The following is an 18,228-nucleotide window of genomic DNA, read 5'->3' on the forward strand; positions in this document are numbered from 1 at the left end:
TTTCAAAATTAAATAAAACGTTATCCAAAAATTGAATTGAATCAGCTACTTTCTTATATACTGTAGTTGAGCAATTTTCATTACAATAATTACCATGTAAAAAGAGACAAACGGAGTACCCCTTATGCCACATGAAGCTGTTTTTTAACGACATCAATGGGAATATCTTGTTTCGCTGCATCGTAAATAAACTCCACGAGGCTATGTCCTTTCTTCTTTCGAAGGAAGTCAAGCCCGGTAGAGAAATCGCTGTTGGATTCGACCATACTGTACACATAAGCGAGTTGCACCAAGATCCAATACCGTTTCACCGCCCGACGTTGACGAACGCGGTACCCATCGAGCTTCAGCTGGTCTTTCGCTTGTCGAAAAAAGCATTCGATCGACCAACGCTGGGCATAGTAGCGCAAGATCTCTTCATCGCTTAGCTCCCGGTCGGTGCTCAAGACGCAGTGAAGATGTTCAGGTGTCATCGGCTGATCGGCTTTCCAAGCCAACAACACAACGGCATCATCGAGACCTTTCAGCGCTCCCTCGTAGCGATACACGCGATAACGCTCTTCTCCCACCGTGACGAGATGGGTGTCGTTCGGTTCGATATAGCGGGCAAACTGTTTGGCTTGGATGGCGATGCCTTTTGGATAAAGAACCCGATTCGTCTTGAGCATCGCAATGACGTGGAATCCTTTTTTCAGGCAGGCTTCCACGAGTGTTTTCGATGGGTACCAAGAATCCATCAGCACATAAACAGAACCGTGCACATCCAAAGAAGAAAGCATCTCGATGGCCCATTGACCCTTGCTTTTCCCATCCGCCTTGTCGTAGAGGCGAAACGCAAAGGGAAAGGCTTGCGTCATCGTATGAACCATGAGCCAGACGAGAGAGTGTCCCCAAATCGACTTTTTGTCCGCGTGAGAATAATGCCAATTACACCCTTCAATAGCGTGTTTCGCCTGTGACGAAGGCTTCGTTTTTCGGCAGATCGTATCATCGATCGAAACAAAAATGGGGTGATTCTTTCGCTTGGCCGTTCGTTCCACATGACGAAGCATCCACTGCTGGAGTTTGCGAAGCAAGATTTCTTCATCCCAAGGGCTTTTCGTGAAAAAATGGCTCAGTGTCGTTCGATGGTTGGGATGAAAGCTCTCATGATGCAGATCGGTCAAGGTTCCCACAAATCCTTTCGTTGTCAGCGCATCGATAATATGAACGAGATGCTTCATGACCGGCTTAGAGAAATAAAGGGCCAGCCCCAACATTGCGAAAAACTTGTCGATTCCTTGGTGATGTGGTAGTCTATTCATGAGACATGAACCTCCTTGAGAATGGTTTGGTGACACATCTATTCTAATCAAGGAATCGGGTTCATGTCTCCTTTTTTGTTCGGATGTAAATTTATGTTAGTGAATTTGCTCATCTACAGTTATATATTAATTCTTTTTTTAACTCATAAAAATCAGTTTGCATCTCTAAAAGATCTCCTTATCTACTTATTTAGTTTGAAAAACTTACTATCCTAGATAAAAAATCGCTTTCGGCAACATTGCTCTCATATAAGAAAGGCTGGAATCAATTTCTAAAAAAATATTAATAAGTTTATATTTGAATTCAATTAAGTTGTGGAATGTCCGACAGATCTTCTATCCGAATACTATATTTTTCTTTTATAAACTTCTGTTCCTTCTTTAATAACTTAGGAACTACAATGAATAACAGACTTATCGCTCTACTCATACCAACATAATAAATCCGATGTTCCTCTTCATTTTCTAAATCAGGACTAATTAAAAATTCAGCAGATTCCGAAATTAATAAAACATTTTCAAATTCATCACCTTTTGCTTTGTGAATAGTACGATGATGACTAATATCATCTTTATAATTTATACAAATCGCAATGTGCTTATATAAATTTCTATTATAAAAATCTTTAGCAGCTCCTTTTCTAAATCCAGCCATAAATTTAAAGTATGGTTTTAAAATATTATAAAAATCCATAATAGGTTTATCTTTATAATTACTATAGTTACGTAATAACTCTTGAAGTAATATAATAGAGTTGTTTATTTTTTCTTTATTTGAATAATCACTAAACAACTCTTTCATTTTTTCCAATGCATTTTTATAATCACCAATTCGTGCAAATTCAACGGATTCAACCGAGTTTAAAATTATTTTATATCTCTTTGGATCAGTATCCGCCTCTTTAAATATTGTTAATAAGTTTGTATTCATTCCATCTAAAGTAATCATTGACTTCATCGCATTAGCTGTAAGATTATCCCTAGACAATGTATGAATAATAATATCTTCCCCATATAATTGCTTTATTCTATTAAAAGCATCTATAGGTTTTCCAATAAATAATATAGGTACATCATTATCAATATTTTTATATTTATTTTGTACAATATCCATTCGAACACTATTTAATAAATTAATAATCTGATTTGAACTTCGTCTATTTTCAAGAATTTGATATTGGACCATGTTTTCTAATTGAAAATTATTAAAATCTTTTAGACTTGCCCCTTGAAAGGAATAAATGGACTGTGCAGGATCCCCTATTATGCCAATAATAGTTTCTTCTTCTCCTATTAATTTAATAATTTTTGCTTGAATCGGATTGGTATCTTGAAATTCATCCAAGAAAAAATATGGAAATTTTGATCTTAAAACTTTTAATATAAATGGATACTTTGTAATTAATACATAACTAAAAAATAAAACATCATCATGATCAATTTTTCCATTTGACCAAAATAATTTTTTATAACTTATCAAATCATCTTCTAAAATTTCAGCCACCTTTTTAATTGCGCCTGCTTTTTCGGGATTCCCTACTAACTTTAAATTTTCTTCTGGATCATACCTATATTGCAAATTTTCAAGCCACCTTAGCAAAGTAAGCGTAAAATAATCCCCACCTTTTAATGATAGGGATTAAATACTATTATTGTGATAAGTTATTAAAAACCCGACAATTCAAAGGAATTGTTTTGGACCAAGGAAGTAGTTGATCAAGCTCATCCATATTGCTTATATCCATATTGGGAAGCCTTTCAAATAAGTAGCGAAGATAATAAAATGGATTTAATTTATTCTCTTTTGCTGTCTCCACAATACTGTAAATGATTGAGCTGGCCTTAGCTCCTTTCGGAGTATTGCTAAAAATCCAGTTCTTCCTTCCGATCACAAATGGTTTAATGGATCGTTCACTTCGATTATTATCGATTTCTAAACGTCCATCCTCTAAAAATGCCACGAGTTTTTCCCATTGGTTGAGGCAGTATGTAATGGCTTGACCTAATAGACTCTTTGGTAAAACATTGCTTTTCTCTGTTTTTAGCCATGCTGAAAAAGCCTCCAACAATGGTTGGCTGTGTTTAAGTCGTTTTTTATATCGTTCTTCTGGTGTACATTCTTTCAAATCACGCTCGATGGCAAATAGCTGATTACAGAAATTGAGTCCTTCCCGAGCTGTGACTGCTGAATGACGTTTGGATTCAGGAAGTACGTTTAAAGCCTCATCGAACTTTCTGCGGGCATGAGCCCAACATCCAACTAATGTTACGCCGGATACCTTATGGTATCCTGCATATCCATCGACATGCAGGTATCCTTTAAACCCTTTTAGGAATTCTTTGGCATGTTCTCCTGCTCTAGTTTCCTGATAGTCATAAAGGACAAGTGGTGGATCCTCTCTTCCAGTCCGATAAAGCCACATGTAAGATTTCGATGTACTTGACCTTCCAGGTTCATGTAAAACCTGAACAGTTGTTTCATCCGCATGTAGAATGTCTTTAGAGAGGAGATGCTCTTTCATTCGTTGATAAATTGGCGCAAGCCATTTTTCGGCACCATAAAGCATCCAATTGGCCATGGTTTGCCTGGATAAGATCACACCTAATCGTTTGAACTGTTGTTCTTGGCGATATAGAGGTAGCCCCTCTACATATTTTTGATTCATAATATATGCCATGCTTGACGGTGAAGCTAAACTTTTTGGATACACAGATTTTGGGGCAGGTGCTGTAACGATTGGTGTCTCTATTTCATTACGCTCACAATGACGGCATCCATAGACATATCGAACGTGTTTTAAAACTTTGACTTGAGCCGGAATAATCACTAATTCTTGTCGTACTTCTGTGCTCATTTCGTGTGTTTTTTCACCGCAACACGAACAGACCTGCTCTTCTTCGGGTAAACGATATTCAATCGTTTCCATAGGCAGGTTTTCAAACGTAGCTTGACGTTGACCACGTTTCTTTTTACGACGATATGTAATTGTTTCAACAGTTGGCTCTTCGGCTTTTACATTAGACTCTACCTCTGCTTCATTGAATAAAGGTAGTTCTAATTGATTAGGATTTGTTTTTTCGCTTGAAGAGCCAAATTTTCGTTTTTGACTAAGACGATACTGTTCTTCATACCATTGTAATTTCGCCGTCAATTCAACGATTTGCTGTTGAAGTTTTTCAATTAATTCAAATGGGTTTTGGTTAGGATTCTTTAAATTTTTCATCATGTAGTAATAATTCGACGGTTTTAGCTATTTTCCTCCAAGGTTTTTGTTAAAAGTAAAAAATTCATATAACTGTTCTAGCCTTTACTTCTGGGTGTGCTTTCTTTTGCTCCATTGCAAGACCATCCAATAACCAGCGTAATTGCCGATAACTAATTTGTATCGTTCCAGTGTCATTTTCATTTGGCCATTGAAATTTTCCTTTTTCCAATCGACGATAATAAAGCCAAAAACCATTATAGTCCCAGTGAAGAATTTTTAATTTATCTCGCTTTCGATTACAGAACACAAAATAGCTTGATGAAAAGGGATCTAAATCAAATCCCTCTTTCACCAAAGCAGCTAATCCATCAATGGATTTTCTCAAATCAGTACTTCCTTTTGCCAAGTAAACTCGTTCAGCTCTTGTACCAACTAACATGTTGATTTCAACGTCCTAACCACTTCTGAAAGAAAGGCCGGATCGAAACCAGGTTTTACTTCAATTGAAATCCCACTAATTTCAATCCGTAATGAATTTTCAACTGTTTGTGAATGATCTTCTAGGGTAACGGATGCCCATTTTGTAGACTTTCCTTGATTTTTTATTGGATTTTCAATTTTTCTTAACCAGTATTTAAACTGGTGAATACTCCATTGATTTTCCTTGCACCAGTTTACTTGAGTTTGACCGCTTTTACGATAGTCAGCGATTCGTTGTTCCCAAACCTTTCGTAATTCAGGATTCTTAGGCATAAAAAAACCTCCTTCAATTTCATCTTGAGGAGATTATCTCATGAAATTAGCACATCAAGAAGGTGTGCAAGATTTGACGCTTACTTAGCAAAGAATCGAACTTTTCTTCACGGAGTAATTGCTTCCAAGTATTAGGAGCTACTAAATCATCTACTCGTTTATGACTCTCTAACCATTTTCTTATAATAGAGTATCGGGGACTTATACTTTCATGACCATTAACTTTTTTAAAGTTCACTTCAAATTCATCAGCTATTATAAAAAGATAGGGTTTTACAACATGCCTATATAAAAAACTATGAATAGTAGATACTTCTACTCTGTTAGCTATGCTAGTACCTAACCTTTTCATAATAGTTTCTACAGCAATATTTGTGTATGTGATACATGCTATCTTCCGTGTCTTTTCTAATCTCACTGAATTTTTAACAACATTTTTTATATGGTTAACTAACCAATGTGTTTTTCCTGCACCTGGCCCAGCTATGACTTTAAAATGTTGCTCTATAGGAATTAAATCGCTAGAAGTTATAGTAATCAATTTTCACACACCCATTCTATAGCTTCCTTTATATAATCAGGTACAACAAAATCCACATATTCTTTCGTACCTTTTTTTGTTAAATTTTCTTGCAAAACATGAGCTAATTCCAAAGCATTAACACCTTTGCCCACTGAATTTAAATATCTAGCAGCTATTAATGCTATTTTTTTGTCATTTTCAGCCCATTTCAAATTTGGGTTTTGAAGTGCCTCAATAATTCTATTATTTTCTTCAGATTTACTTATTCGTTCAAACATTTTATTTAGATCTTTACCTTTCTTATACAAATCCATGAGTTCTTTTATTTCTTCTTTATTCGACATTGAATTTGTTATTAAAATTTCAGCAGTAGGGTTAAAACGAATTAAATCATACTCTAAAGTTTTTCCATAAACCTCATCCTGTAAGAAAAATTCAATGTTTGATGAATAGTCTGCTTTTCGTTTATTACATTTATATTCATATTGTGTCGGTTCAATTTGCATTTCAAAAGGGTAGCATTTTTTATAGGAAGTTTTTTCTACTGAAAGATTTTTTCTTTCTGGATCTCTATCTGTAATACATGCAACTTTTCTATTAATTGCATATTTATTTTTAGTATTAAATAAATATAAAAAATGATCGAAGTATCTTCCACCTACATTGATAACTGCTACATGGTTATCTTCTAACAACTTTTCTAAATACTCAGCAAAAACAGACATAAGCAATTGTTCTGCCATTCCTTCTACTAAAATTATTTTTTCTGCAAAGAGCATATTGGATTTTGTAGCATCTAAAAATCTTTCCACATATTTCTTACTATCTTCATTATTTTCAAAAACTCTACCTGGATAACTAACGTGTGTTTCATTTTTAACCTTATATAAACAAATCAATTCATCTAAACTTAATGATCCTGTTATATGAGTGGAATGTGTAGTTATAAATATTTGTCGCACCTTTTTTTGTTTTAAATTTTGTTTTAAAAACTTTAATAGTTGTCCTTGCATCGTAGGATGTAAATGTGCTTCTGGTTCTTCAATAATAAGCATTGGATATACTTTCGCATTGCTTCCTAGATACGTTTCATTCGCATTTACTTGCATTTTTGCCAATAATAAAGACATAAAAATCAAATTATTATAGCCAAGGCCATTATGTGTTATAGGCAATTGAATTCCAGTTTTATTTTCTATAATTAATCGAAGTGCTGAATAAAGTTCAATATCTGTAATGCTGCCTGCAAAATTGGGTACAGTATTATCAAAAGAAGCACCTATATCTTTTGAATACGATAAAATTTGTTTCTTGCCTTCTAGCATCCTTTCATTCAATAAATCCAGTAATAATTTAGCCTTTTCTTCAAATTGCATTTTTTTATTTTTTATTAGTTGTTCTTTTTCACTATCATCTATATTTTTAGACTTAATATCATAGTCCATAAAGAAATCTAAAACATTTTTTAAAAGTGTATTCTTCCCGCTAAACATGTCCCTTTCCACATCTCGAATAGCATCTAAAAACTGATAATCAAATTTCTTTAAATACTCTCCATCTGCTATAATTTGATTTTCTAAATTACCACCATAAATTTTGTATGTATATAGCCTTAAAAAATTTCTATCAATAATTTCCCAAGCCTCTACTTCAGATTTTGCTGAAGACGTAAGCGTCAAATACTCAGCACCTTCTAGTTGTGAATGTTACATGAGATAATCTCCATAGAAAAAATGCTGGAGGTTATGCTATGAATGATGCTGACAAAAGAATAGAATGGAAATCCAGGTATGATGCTTGGAAAACAAGTGGATTGAGTGCTGCTGAGTGGTCTCGCATCAATGATGTAAAAATACATCAGATGTACTACTGGATTCGAAAGTTTCGTGAGGAAGAAATTTCTACGAACGAGCATCAATCAAAATGGTTGACGGTGGATGTCCAAGAAATCTCCTCCCATCATACGGGTCAGGAATCTGTGCTTATTCATTACGGTGCACTGTCCATCGAAGTACGTCCAGGCACCGATTTGAATCTACTTTCCGATGTAGTGCGTGTGATTCAAAATCGATGATATCTAACGCAAATTTTGAACGAGTGTACCTTGCACGTGGAAGCACCGATCTCCGGAAATCGATTGATGGTCTCGCAGTCATCGTCAAAGAATGCTTCGATTTGGATCCATTTTCCCCTTGTTTATTTGTTTTCTGTAATCGGAAAAGGGATAAACTTAAAATTCTACAGTGGGATAATAATGGGTTTTGGCTCCATTATCGAAGATTAGAAAGAGGAACTTTCAACTGGCCATCTGAACAAGAAGGAGTGCCGATGGATATCAGTCCTCGTCAGCTACGCTGGTTATTAGATGGCTTATCCATCGAACAAAAACAAGCCCATCCCACAGTGAAAGCACGCACGATTCTATGAAATTAAAAAACTTGAGAATCCGACTGGTCAAGCCGGATTCTTTTGCGTATACTGGAACTATGAAAAACACGGACACAAAAATTCAGGAAACAATTGAATACTATAAAGCGCGTAACGAAAAGCTTGAAATAGAAAAGGAAGCTTTGGAAGCGAAGCTAAAATGGTATGAGGAGCAATTTCGGTTAAGTCAACAACGTCGTTTTGGTTCTTCCAGTGAGAAGACCAATTCAGACCAACTGTCCCTTTTCAATGAAGCTGAAGCTACCGCAAATCCTGATGATGAAGAACCGACGATTGAAACCATTACATATACACGCAAGAAGGAGCGAAATCGTCGAGATGAAAAACTAGAAAACCTGCCTACTGAAACGGTGGAATACCGTTTGCCAGCTGAGGAACAGGTTTGTTCGTGTTGCGCTGGACCTCTACACGAAATGAGTACGCAAGTACGCAGAGAAATAGAAGTTATTCCAGCACAAGTAAAAGTGAAAAAGCATGTCCAATATGTTTATAGTTGCCGTCATTGTGAACGCCATGAAATAGAAACGCCTATTGTCACGGCGAAAATGCCGGCTCCTGTTTTTCCGGGAAGTCTGGCATCTCCATCGTCAATGGCTTATACGATGACGCAGAAATACGTTGAAAGTATGCCTTTGTATCGCCAGGAAAAACATCTGGAGCGATTTGGCATATTCATTTCCAGGCAAACTTTATCCAATTGGATTTTGTATGGAGCCGACACCTGGTTGAGTCCTGTTTACGACCGAATGCGTAACCATCTATTGAATCAGGATATCCTCCATGCGGATGAGACCACCTTACAGGTTCTTTCAGAACCTGACCGACGAGCGACTTCCAAATCATTTATGTGGCTTTATCGGACAGGACGAATGGGGCCTCCAATTGTTTTGTATGACTACCAGCGAACCCGTGCATCCAAACATCCTTTACGATTTTTGGAAGGTTTCCGTGGATATTTACATGTGGACGGGTATGCCGGTTATAACGGAATCCCTGATGTCAGTCTGGTCGGTTGTTGGGCTCATGCCAGACGTAAATTCACAGAAGCTTTGCAGGCTCTTCCTGAATCGGCTAAAACTACTCACGTTAAAGCCAAAGAAGGTCTTGCATTCTGTAACCAACTTTTCTCGATAGAACGGGATTTAAAGGACGTTAGTCCTGAAGAACGTTATAAGAAACGTTTAGAACGCAGCCAACCGGTATTGGAGGCTTTTTTGGCATGGCTTCATGAACAAGCCCCAAGAGTGTTGCCAAAAAGTGCACTTGGGCAAGCCATTAAATATTGTCGTAATCAATGGGACCGTTTAGTAGCTTTTTTAGAGGATGGTCGTTTAGAAATTGATAACAACCGCGCAGAACGATCCATTAAACCGTTTGTAATCGGGAGGAAAAACTGGCTGTTTAGCAATACCATAAAGGGGGCTAAATCCAGCGCAATCATTTATAGCATTGTGGAGACTGCGAAGGAAAACGGATTAAACCCATTCAATTACCTTAAATATTTATTTGAACAGCTTCCAAATATTAATCTGACTGACAAAGAAAAATTAGATCAACTCCTTCCTTGGTCCACAACAATTCCAGAAGAATGTCGTGTTCCTAATAAAGCTAAATAAATCATAACAATAGTCCACATCTAAAGGTAGGTGTGGACTATTTTACGCTTACCTGAAGATAACATTCTTTTATAATCTTCATGGTGTTTTAATGGCAAGCAAAATTCATAATGTAATTTTGCTTCGTATGGCTCCTCCAATTTAGTCAACCATTGACTTACTATAACCAAATCATCTCCCATTAAATTTTCTTTATCATCTTGACTAAAAGTTACTGAAATATTAATTTTAGGTGGTTGCAATTTTAGTTCTTCAAGTGAAATAGTCTTATTAAAATCATCAATAGATAAATTCTTTTTTTCAGAAGGGTTAAATATTAATGCCATAGCTCTTAATAAATTAGATTTACCTGAATTATTAGAGCCAATAATTACGTTAATTCCTTTGTTAAATTCAATAATATTTGACCTAAAATTTCTATAATTATTTAGTTCTATGCTCGAAATATACATTTCTTAAATCCCCTTTACACGATAATTAATTTGAATATAGTACATTAAAAAATATATGTTCCTCGAAAAAGCCCGTTTCATTGATTTTCAGAAACGAGCTTTTCCAAATATTTATTTTTTTATAAGCAACGCACAACTCTCCACATGCCTTGAGTGGTAATCGCAAACAATTTTGATGTAGGAGTGTTTGCCTTTAACTATCAGCATGGCTTATCTTTTTAAGCCATTTTCCCTTCTTATTTTCTCTATAAAATTATCAGTAACCCACTCATTTAGTATTTTATCGAAACTAGCAATATAAATTTGATTATTGCTTTTCATTTCATTAAGTTGTTTTTCAATCATAGGAAGTAATTTTTCAAGCGCTAAATCTAACTCCTCTACACTCTCAAGGCCTTCCAACTTAAAAAATATTTCATTATTGTTAATACGTGTTACGATACTTATAGTTCGGTCGCGTTCTTCAACTTTCTTAGATGTCACTTTATAAAATTTTTTACCTTTTGTTTTTAAAACAACATATTTAACCATTGTTTTAAATCCATCCCACACCACACTCGCACCTAAAGATACAAGGAGACCGCTACTAATTACAAAGTCAATAAAAATAGTTATTACTGGATTTAACTCATCAATATTTGCAGTAATTCTTCTTCCCTTATCAATGACCTTAAAATTCACTCCTTCTATATCTAAAAAACTTTTTAATTCTTTAATTTCTTCATTATTAAAGATACTATCAATATACATAAGACCTACCCTCATATACATTCTCCTAACAAATGATTAGGTTGATACTTTAATTGCTTTGGATTTTAATTTAATTTTTCTAGACTTCAAAATTTTTGTTTATTAATACCTTCTCTCTATATAGAAAGACAGACAATGAAGAATTGCCACAGTTAGAAATTAATCAGTTAATCACAAAAATCATTCATAGAGATAAACAGGGTAATAAGAAATATAACGTGCAAAACTTCAGACGCTACAATTATAATCGTACTAAGGCAACTTCGTAATACTTTCTCTATCAACTCTTTGGACAATCTCACCGTTATTCTATACAGTTTTCCTCTTAATTTTGGCCATATTCTCTGCTTTTTTGCAAGTTTTACCGAGGACTTTTTAATTAGCTTGTAACATAAAAATAAAGAATACTTAAATCCTTTGATATCAAGGGATTCTTAATATAAAAATTCGGTAAAGCAAGCATCAAAGAATACCTCGATGCTTATTTTACCGAAAATAATATTTTTTTCTGCTCACTTTACCTAATTGTTTTTAAAGGAGCCTCCCAATCATTTAAATAGCTTAACCAATCTGCGTAATTCTTTTGACCTCTGATAAAAATTCATCCGCTTTATTTATACAATCTTTGCTTTCTGGTTCATCTATTTTTGCAATATTATAATCTGCTATCCATCTTTTTTGTTTAACATATCTAAATGAATTTAAATAACTTTGCGATATTATACCATTATTTACCAAAGTTATTAATTTATTCTCTAATTGTTTATGATTTTCTTTAACGTTCAAAACACTTGGCTCCCAGTCAGAAAGCATTTTTTCTTTTTCTAATAATGCTTTCAATGAATGCATCATTGAATAATAAGATCTATTAACAGACTGATTATACAACTGTTCTCCATGTAAGGTTTGAGCAGCCTTCAAGTCATCAGCAGCTGATTGTATTTCCATTATATAATTTACTACTGGTTTAATTAGTGTTTTTTCTAATTGTAGTGTTTGTGCATCTACGTTTTTATGGAAAGTCTCTGCACCATTAATAATTGCATTTTTGATCATATCCTTATCATTCATAGATAGCTCGTTATTTTCCAATACAGCAAGTATTATTTCTATTAATTCATCAACTTGTAAACCTTTCATATTAAAAAAACTATCATATATAGGTATGTACTTAACTTTTTCCCCAGCTTTTTTGGTTTTCCAAATTCCATACACAAAAGCTATACGTTTTGAAAATTCACTGTTAAAAAATTCATAAAACGAGTTATATAAATGTCTGTTATCTCCATAGAGAAAGCTGACAAGCGTAAAAAGAAAAGCACTTCTAAAAGAATTTAATAGTGATTGATTTTCTTCGTTAAAGTCTGTCTTCCAAGGACCCAAATAAATCTGAATATCTCCAAAATCATATTGTCTTATAATATTGGTGTATAAATCTTTTAAAATATCAAGTACAATGCATTCCCAAGTTTCCTTTTTAATATAAGGAACATAATCCTCAATAAGTTGTAATTCTGTAATACCATTATTATTGATCATTTCTACGCCAAAGTTTGTCAAAAAATCCATAGTTTTACTTTCACTATTAATATCTGGCTTTTTTATATTGTTAAGGAAGGGGCTGTCCAGAAAGTCAAAATCCATTGAAAACGGAACATCATAAGCATTGATATATCAACATTTCTAAAACATTAAAGGGCGTCTATAAGCCGGAAAATCGATTATTAGACAGCCCCTTTATCACTAAATTTTTCCTTATTCGCATATTTTATAAGAAGGTTTATTTCATTTTTATCTTTAATATTTTCTAGATATAATGAATTAACGCTTCTAGGTAAATGATAAACTTTTGTGTATTCACCATTAATGTCTTTTTCTTGAATACTCATTATCACAGGAAAAATTGATGAATTAATCAATATTTTAGTCCCCATTTAAACCCTCCCTCTCCTATTAATTTGTGATATTGATTAAAAAAATATTGGTACCGTCAAGAATTTTGTGTAATGCAAGATGGGTATCTCTGAAATAGATTTGGAATGGATAGTGGACTCGTTTCCTCCACACATAAGACTGAATATTCAGTACCCTTTGTAGAAAAGGAGAATCCCCTTATCATATACATTTACATTATTTGGTTAATTGTAACGTTCTTCAAACATGCGTTGGAGGGCTTCCTGCGCTTCGACAAATCCTCACAACTTTCGTCCTGCCCTTTCTCATCAAAGTCCTAGATGGTTAAATGCACGACTTTTTCTGCAGACTCTAAACTGCTTAAACTGTTCATCGGCTTTAGACGTTTCCGAATCTCCTTGATCGTTCATTCGATAGTATTGGTTGTGTAAATCACATTTCGAATACAGCTTGAATCATCCATAAATGTAAGGAGGATACCCAACTCATTGGCCCAAGATTGAACTTTTTTGGATATTTGCCGGACCATTTTGACTCAATATAAGCTATCTAGACAATTTTTGTACTTGTTCCATATGTATAAGAAATATAAGGCATCTTCAAGACGTTTCCAGCCTCAAAGATGCCTTAACACCGAAGAAAAACAAAATATATTGAAACGTTAGCAACAACCCCAACGGCTAACCAGATATCACAAAGAACGCTTTTGCTACGCCCCCACAATATCTTCCGAATTCCGGTTAATCTCATCGATAATACTAATAATCTTCCGCGCGTCATCCATGTTGTCTTTAAAGAGTTCAACAATGCTGCCGATGGTTTTAAACGGTTCTTCCTGCAGCACCCGCTTGTCCATGACTCCGTTTTTCACAAAGTAATCGACGATCAATTTGACAAAACGGCTTTGTTGGATGTTCAATAGTTCGCTTGATAAAAATTCGGAAAACGCTTCGTTGGCGGCCTGCGGGTCAAGGCCGACGATTTGGCGGACAAGTTTTGTAATCGGTGTGTCTCCGAATTCTCTTTTATAATCTTCCTGTGTGCCAAGCTCATTCCAAAGAATATGCTCCAACGTTTTTAAGTCTTGGACGGTTAGCTTTTTATTATTTCGCAGCTTATAAATGGCCATCTGGTCGCGGTGTTCGTGCAGATAATGTTCCACCTTTTTCCGATAATTTTTCAGATCATTGACAGTAAACATCGGACCGTTTTCTTTGACCTCTAAAACTTGGTCTTTAAAGTTCGTATAGTAAATTTTTTGCGTTTCTTTTTCAAGGAATTTAACTAAGTCACGCAACGCTTCGCGAACAGCTTCCAATTCGAAAATATCGGCTTCGCTCCAAAACTCTTCCGTCTGCACCTTTTCGATGATGTATTTTTGCTCCATCACTTGAGGAATTGAACCGAGCTTAGATAACGCCTCTGCGGTGCGAATCACACTCCGAATCGGCCTCGTCGCATTTTTCGTTTGCAGCTTCGCCAGCTCAATCGTGTACATAAGCAAATCAAAACGTTTCGCCAATTCATCATCGTTTAGCGGAACAATCAGCGGCGAAATATGTTCTTTGATTTCATTAACATCCATCGCTGTTAAGGAGTCCCATTTAGCCCGATTTTTAAACTTGTGTACGTATTGAATATGTTGGCGTACGAGGAAGTTTTCTTCGTTTAACTTATTGATTTCCGCTAGCACCTCGTCAATCAATTCATTGCGATAGGCAATATACTCTTCTTCTTGGTATTGTAAATGCTGCAGTTCTTTAATGATTTCGATTTTGGCATTAAATAGACGCTCCGTTAAGCTTTCCACCGCTTTTCCTTCGATTCCTTTCGGATTTTCCCGGAAAAACTCAAAGTTGCCGCAATAGTCAAAAATAAGGAAATGCGTTTTATCTTGTCCGACTCCGAATAAGTCTTTGCATAAACGGGTTCCGCGTCCAATCATTTGCCAAAACTTTGATTTGGAGCGTACCTTTTTAAAGAACACAAGGTTGACGACTTCCGGAATATCCACTCCAGTATCGAGCATATCGACCGATACCGCAATTTGCGGCCATTTGTTACGGTCGGAAAAATCATCGATTAATGTTTGGTAGTAGTTCACGCTGTAATCAATGACTCGTGCAAAGCCGCCCTTGTATTCAGGGAACAATTGATCAAAGCGCTCCACAATCCGTTCCGCATGACGATGATTTTTCGCAAAAATAATCGTTTTGCCGAGTTTGTCTCCGCCTTCGACGCGAATTCCTTTTTCCATTAAATCTCTGAGTACCGTATCAATCGTATCGTCATTAAACAGCCATTCGTTTAACGCTGCACTGTCAATATCCTCGCCTACTTCATCATCAAATGTTTCTTCATATCGTTCTTTTTCTTCATCAGATAACTCATCGTAATGAATGCCCTCTTCAAGAAATTTAAGCTTTGTTTCAATGGTACGATAATCCACTAAATATCCATCTTGAACTGCTTGATCTAACTCATAGGCATAGGTCGGCACACCGTTTTCCAGATCAAACACTTCATACGTATTGCGGTCAATTTCGTCCTTTGGTGTGGCGGTAAGCCCAAGCAATATTGCGTCAAAATAGTCAAAAATTGCTCGGTACTTCTTATAAATACTGCGGTGGGATTCATCGACGATAATTAAATCAAAATGCCCGACGGTAAAGAGGCGTTTGCCGTCTTTTCGTTTCGCTTCGTCAATCGCGTTCATCATTGTCGGGTACGTCGAAAACACCATGCGGCTTTCCTCTGGATTATCTTTGTTATCGAGCAAATTACAAAGTGTCAAGTTCGGCAACAAATGGCTAAAGCTGTTTTTGGCTTGCGTTACCAGAGTTTTGCGGTCCGCTAAAAACAAAATATTTTTTACCCAATTATGACGGGTAAGAACATCGACAATCGAAATCGCCGTCCGGGTTTTGCCGCTCCCCGTCGCCATGACAAGCAACGCTTTGCGCCGTTTGTTCTCAAGCGCGTCACATACGGCTAAAACCGCTTCTTTTTGGTAATAGCGATTCGTTATGTTGTCATTGATTTGCACATTTTTTAGCGGCTTCTTCATCGTCCGACGATCAATAAGCAAGCTTAATTCTTCCTTATTGTAAAAGCCGGAAACTCTCCGCGCCGGATAGTTAAGGTCGTCCCAAATATACGTTTCAAAACCGTTTGTGTAAAAAATAATCGGACGTTGGCCATGCATTTTCTCAATGCAGTCGGCGTATAGCTTGGCTTGTTGCTTTCCTTTGTTCGGGTCAGCGGTTGTCCGTTTCGCTTCGATGACCGCCAGCGGCTTTCCGTTATCGCCAAAAAGAACGTAATCGACATAGCCGACTCCTTCCTCATTCGGCATGCCAACGACAGGGTATTCCACAATAACGTCCTTTTTAAATTCCCAACCCGCCAGCTTCAAATCTAAATCAATATATTTCTTTCTTGTTTCCCATTCGCTTAGTTCATCGACTTGGAAGTGATATTCTTTTGTATTCGCTTCCCGTTTGGCGGTGAGAAGAGCGCGAAGCTGTTCGTTTTCTTTCATCATCTCTTCAAGACGCTTGTCTTTGGAACTTAGCCGTTCGTATAAATCTTTCAATTCTTCCGGACGCTCGCGCTTTTCCTCTCCGATTGGCAGCAATGATTCGTCAAAGTCCGTAGCCGTATATTCATCCGAATAACAATAATCAATCCAAGAGACGAACTGATGAAGATTATGCAGGGAAAGAATCGCTTCTTCCCTCGTAATCATCGAGTTCGTATGAACCGCGACATTTCCCAGTTTGACAATGTAACGCAACAACGGCAACAAGTCTTCATCAATAATGGACAAAAAGACGTTGTCATGAATCAAACTGGAAAGATTATCTTGATACGGAACTTTCAAAGCGCTGTCAAAGCTGTACACCCACTTAACGGCAAGCTCCAGCGCACGGCGCGTCAAAATCGCGCACGTCGCCGGACTCACAACCAAACTTTTCTCCGCCTCTAAACAAGCATTTGTAAAGCTCTCATAATGAGGTTTTCCTATTAAAAAATGAAAGTTGGATAACAACAAATCCCCCTCCCTCGACCAAACCAACATGAATTTCCTTCACATTTATTAATCGTTGAATAGTTCTCCCTTAAATACACGTTGCATGAGGGAATTGAAGTTATTTTCGAGTTCTTCTAAACTTTTCTGCAATAATTCTTTTTGAATTTCAATTTTTTTAATAATTTCAGCAAATTGATTTTGTAATTCAATAGGAGGAACAACTACCTCAATATTGTTAATTTTTTTTAATGTTAGTCTCTTAATTGCTCCACCGTTCATACCACTTGTTATTTTTCTGAAAACTCTCTCGTTATTAAGAAAATGGGTTAAATAGTAATTATTCAATTTATTAAAATCGACTTTAATAAGTGCCAAACTAGATAGCATACTAAATTCGAAATCATAATGATTTATTGCAGCAATGCCTGTTGTAGCTCCATCTTTTATATATAGAACGTCCCCTTTCTCTGGGTTACATCTTTCATAAATTTTTTGATGATCTTCTAGCGAGACGTAAGTAGGGTCTTTGAAGAAATCTAGGCCTCCCTTGTTCAAGTGTTTAGCAGTAATGTACGGGATACCTTCTTTTACAGTAGGTGGCGAGTGATGAGTACCATCCGTTATTTTAATACACAAATTAGCTAACTTTTCTTTCTTGTATTGATTTGTATTTTTGATTGGATCCCCAAACATCTCCAAAAACACACTTTGCGTTAACTGGTCCAACGCTTCAATTTGGGCTTTTCGTTTGTCGATGAGTTCTTGGGCTTTGTCTAGTACTTTAGCTATTTTTTTCTGTGTTACTAAATCTGGAATAGGGACAAGAATATTATCAAAGTATTTTTTAGTAATGTGTTTCATGGTAGAACCATGTAAATATTTTAATGCTCTTTCTAAAGACCTTTGTACTATATATTTAAAATAACTTTTATCAATATCCTCTTTGTCGAAAATAACTTTGAAGATATGTTGATTTAGTACTGCTTTCTCTCCCAACCATTCAAATACACCTAGACTAGCGGACCAAGATATGAGTATATCTCCTTTATTTACAATATATTTATCATCAATTTCCCCTTGATAATAGTTAAATGGGCTATCTGGGTTTGTCAAGTTTTGAATTCTTATTATAGGCAAACCTTTGTTTTTCCAGTCAGTAGGCTTAAAAGCATAACCATTAACATAAGTGGCTATGTCACCAAGTCTCTTTAAAGTTACTGTCATAAGAC

Annotated in this window: 16 protein-coding genes and 1 pseudogene; 3 read left to right on the forward strand and 14 right to left on the reverse strand. The window is 35.9% G+C overall.

Translation table 11 applies throughout. The annotated features are described in order from the left end of the window. Positions 1–122: 122 nt before the first annotated feature. The 7 genes from NST97_RS10775 to NST97_RS10805 all read right to left on the reverse strand — a co-directional run bounded on the left by NST97_RS10775 (position 123) and on the right by NST97_RS10805 (position 7,465). Positions 123–1,304, reverse strand: coding sequence for an IS701 family transposase (locus NST97_RS10775; protein ID WP_063388773.1), 1,182 nt, complete (start codon positions 1,302–1,304; stop codon positions 123–125). A gap of 304 nt (positions 1,305–1,608) precedes the next feature. After that, positions 1,609–2,883: an ATP-dependent helicase gene (locus NST97_RS10780; protein ID WP_341343210.1), complete on the reverse strand. Its 1,275-nt coding sequence runs from the start codon at positions 2,881–2,883 to the stop codon at positions 1,609–1,611. A gap of 70 nt (positions 2,884–2,953) precedes the next feature. Further along, on the reverse strand, positions 2,954–4,531 hold the full coding sequence (gene tnpC / locus NST97_RS10785) for an IS66 family transposase (protein ID WP_094245431.1): 1,578 nt from the start codon (positions 4,529–4,531) through the stop codon (positions 2,954–2,956). A 61-nt stretch (positions 4,532–4,592) separates the two neighbouring features. Beyond that, positions 4,593–4,949, reverse strand: a complete 357-nt coding sequence (tnpB, locus tag NST97_RS10790) for an IS66 family insertion sequence element accessory protein TnpB (RefSeq protein WP_003352857.1) — start codon at positions 4,947–4,949, stop codon at positions 4,593–4,595. Next, the gene (gene tnpA / locus NST97_RS10795) at positions 4,943–5,263 is read right to left on the reverse strand and encodes an IS66 family insertion sequence element accessory protein TnpA (protein WP_003352856.1); all 321 of its coding nucleotides are present in this window, start codon (positions 5,261–5,263) and stop codon (positions 4,943–4,945) included. Before tnpA (NST97_RS10795) ends, tnpB (NST97_RS10790) begins: the two co-directional genes overlap by 7 nt. Before the next feature lie 46 nt (positions 5,264–5,309). After that, entirely contained in the window at positions 5,310–5,804 is a 495-nt protein-coding gene (locus tag NST97_RS10800; RefSeq protein WP_341343211.1) for a UvrD-helicase domain-containing protein, read from the reverse strand. After that, complete coding sequence (locus NST97_RS10805) at positions 5,801–7,465, reverse strand: ATP-dependent nuclease (RefSeq protein ID WP_341343212.1); 1,665 nt, start codon at positions 7,463–7,465, stop codon at positions 5,801–5,803. Before NST97_RS10805 ends, NST97_RS10800 begins: the two co-directional genes overlap by 4 nt. A 71-nt stretch (positions 7,466–7,536) precedes the next feature. Here NST97_RS10805 and tnpA (NST97_RS10810) point away from each other — a divergent pair, with 71 nt between their 5' ends. Genes tnpA (NST97_RS10810) through tnpC (NST97_RS10820) form a run of 3 tightly spaced genes read left to right on the forward strand, consistent with a single transcriptional unit; the run spans position 7,537 to position 9,850 of the window. Continuing rightward, entirely contained in the window at positions 7,537–7,860 is a 324-nt protein-coding gene (gene tnpA / locus NST97_RS10810; RefSeq protein ID WP_066247376.1) for an IS66 family insertion sequence element accessory protein TnpA, read from the forward strand. Beyond that, the gene (tnpB, locus tag NST97_RS10815) at positions 7,857–8,213 is read left to right on the forward strand and encodes an IS66 family insertion sequence element accessory protein TnpB (RefSeq protein ID WP_063389611.1); all 357 of its coding nucleotides are present in this window, start codon (positions 7,857–7,859) and stop codon (positions 8,211–8,213) included. The genes tnpA (NST97_RS10810) and tnpB (NST97_RS10815) overlap by 4 nt, the downstream gene beginning before the upstream one ends. Before the next feature lie 59 nt (positions 8,214–8,272). Continuing rightward, positions 8,273–9,850, forward strand: a complete 1,578-nt coding sequence (gene tnpC, locus NST97_RS10820) for an IS66 family transposase (protein WP_339211644.1) — start codon at positions 8,273–8,275, stop codon at positions 9,848–9,850. Positions 9,851–9,870: 20 nt separating this feature from the next. Here the strand turns inward: tnpC (NST97_RS10820) and NST97_RS10825 are convergent, their stop codons facing one another. The 7 genes and pseudogenes from NST97_RS10825 to NST97_RS10855 all read right to left on the reverse strand — a co-directional run bounded on the left by NST97_RS10825 (position 9,871) and on the right by NST97_RS10855 (position 18,223). Continuing rightward, positions 9,871–10,302 (reverse strand): ATP-dependent nuclease, encoded by a 432-nt coding sequence (locus NST97_RS10825; RefSeq protein WP_341343213.1) that lies wholly within the window; start codon positions 10,300–10,302, stop codon positions 9,871–9,873. A 210-nt stretch (positions 10,303–10,512) separates the two neighbouring features. Next, complete coding sequence (locus NST97_RS10830) at positions 10,513–11,067, reverse strand: hypothetical protein (protein ID WP_339193432.1); 555 nt, start codon at positions 11,065–11,067, stop codon at positions 10,513–10,515. 546 nt (positions 11,068–11,613) lie between these two features. Then, positions 11,614–12,696 (reverse strand): HEPN domain-containing protein, encoded by a 1,083-nt coding sequence (locus NST97_RS10835; RefSeq protein WP_341343214.1) that lies wholly within the window; start codon positions 12,694–12,696, stop codon positions 11,614–11,616. Between the two features lie 80 nt (positions 12,697–12,776). After that, positions 12,777–12,986, reverse strand: a complete 210-nt coding sequence (locus NST97_RS10840; RefSeq protein ID WP_341343215.1) for a hypothetical protein — start codon at positions 12,984–12,986, stop codon at positions 12,777–12,779. A gap of 261 nt (positions 12,987–13,247) precedes the next feature. Beyond that, positions 13,248–13,503: pseudogene (locus NST97_RS10845) on the reverse strand (transposase); the annotation flags it as partial. A gap of 172 nt (positions 13,504–13,675) precedes the next feature. Next, positions 13,676–17,017 carry a DEAD/DEAH box helicase family protein gene (locus NST97_RS10850; RefSeq protein WP_341343216.1) on the reverse strand — a complete coding sequence of 1,114 codons (3,342 nt, stop codon included), beginning with the start codon at positions 17,015–17,017 and terminating at the stop codon, positions 13,676–13,678. Positions 17,018–17,065: 48 nt separating this feature from the next. Continuing rightward, positions 17,066–18,223 carry a restriction endonuclease subunit S gene (locus NST97_RS10855; RefSeq protein ID WP_339193437.1) on the reverse strand — a complete coding sequence of 386 codons (1,158 nt, stop codon included), beginning with the start codon at positions 18,221–18,223 and terminating at the stop codon, positions 17,066–17,068. Between the last annotated feature and the right edge of the window lie 5 nt (positions 18,224–18,228).

The sequence above is a fragment of the Aeribacillus sp. FSL K6-1305 genome (assembly GCF_038050115.1).
Classification (GTDB): Bacteria; Bacillota; Bacilli; order Bacillales; family Aeribacillaceae; genus Aeribacillus; species Aeribacillus composti.

What these genes read in the sequence shown, in the direction of transcription:
- NST97_RS10775 (WP_063388773.1), bottom strand. Translation starts at nt 1,304, where the DNA reads ATGAATAGACTACCACATCACCAAGGAATCGACAAGTTTTTCGCAATG.
- tnpC (WP_094245431.1), bottom strand. Translation starts at nt 4,531, where the DNA reads ATGATGAAAAATTTAAAGAATCCTAACCAAAACCCATTTGAATTAATT.
- tnpB (WP_003352857.1), bottom strand. Translation starts at nt 4,949, where the DNA reads ATGTTAGTTGGTACAAGAGCTGAACGAGTTTACTTGGCAAAAGGAAGT.
- tnpA (WP_003352856.1), bottom strand. Translation starts at nt 5,263, where the DNA reads ATGCCTAAGAATCCTGAATTACGAAAGGTTTGGGAACAACGAATCGCT.
- tnpA (WP_066247376.1), top strand. Translation starts at nt 7,537, where the DNA reads ATGAATGATGCTGACAAAAGAATAGAATGGAAATCCAGGTATGATGCT.
- tnpB (WP_063389611.1), top strand. Translation starts at nt 7,857, where the DNA reads ATGATATCTAACGCAAATTTTGAACGAGTGTACCTTGCACGTGGAAGC.
- tnpC (WP_339211644.1), top strand. Translation starts at nt 8,273, where the DNA reads ATGAAAAACACGGACACAAAAATTCAGGAAACAATTGAATACTATAAA.
- NST97_RS10825 (WP_341343213.1), bottom strand. Translation starts at nt 10,302, where the DNA reads ATGTATATTTCGAGCATAGAACTAAATAATTATAGAAATTTTAGGTCA.
- NST97_RS10830 (WP_339193432.1), bottom strand. Translation starts at nt 11,067, where the DNA reads ATGAGGGTAGGTCTTATGTATATTGATAGTATCTTTAATAATGAAGAA.
- NST97_RS10835 (WP_341343214.1), bottom strand. Translation starts at nt 12,696, where the DNA reads ATGGATTTTGACTTTCTGGACAGCCCCTTCCTTAACAATATAAAAAAG.
- NST97_RS10840 (WP_341343215.1), bottom strand. Translation starts at nt 12,986, where the DNA reads ATGGGGACTAAAATATTGATTAATTCATCAATTTTTCCTGTGATAATG.
- NST97_RS10855 (WP_339193437.1), bottom strand. Translation starts at nt 18,223, where the DNA reads ATGACAGTAACTTTAAAGAGACTTGGTGACATAGCCACTTATGTTAAT.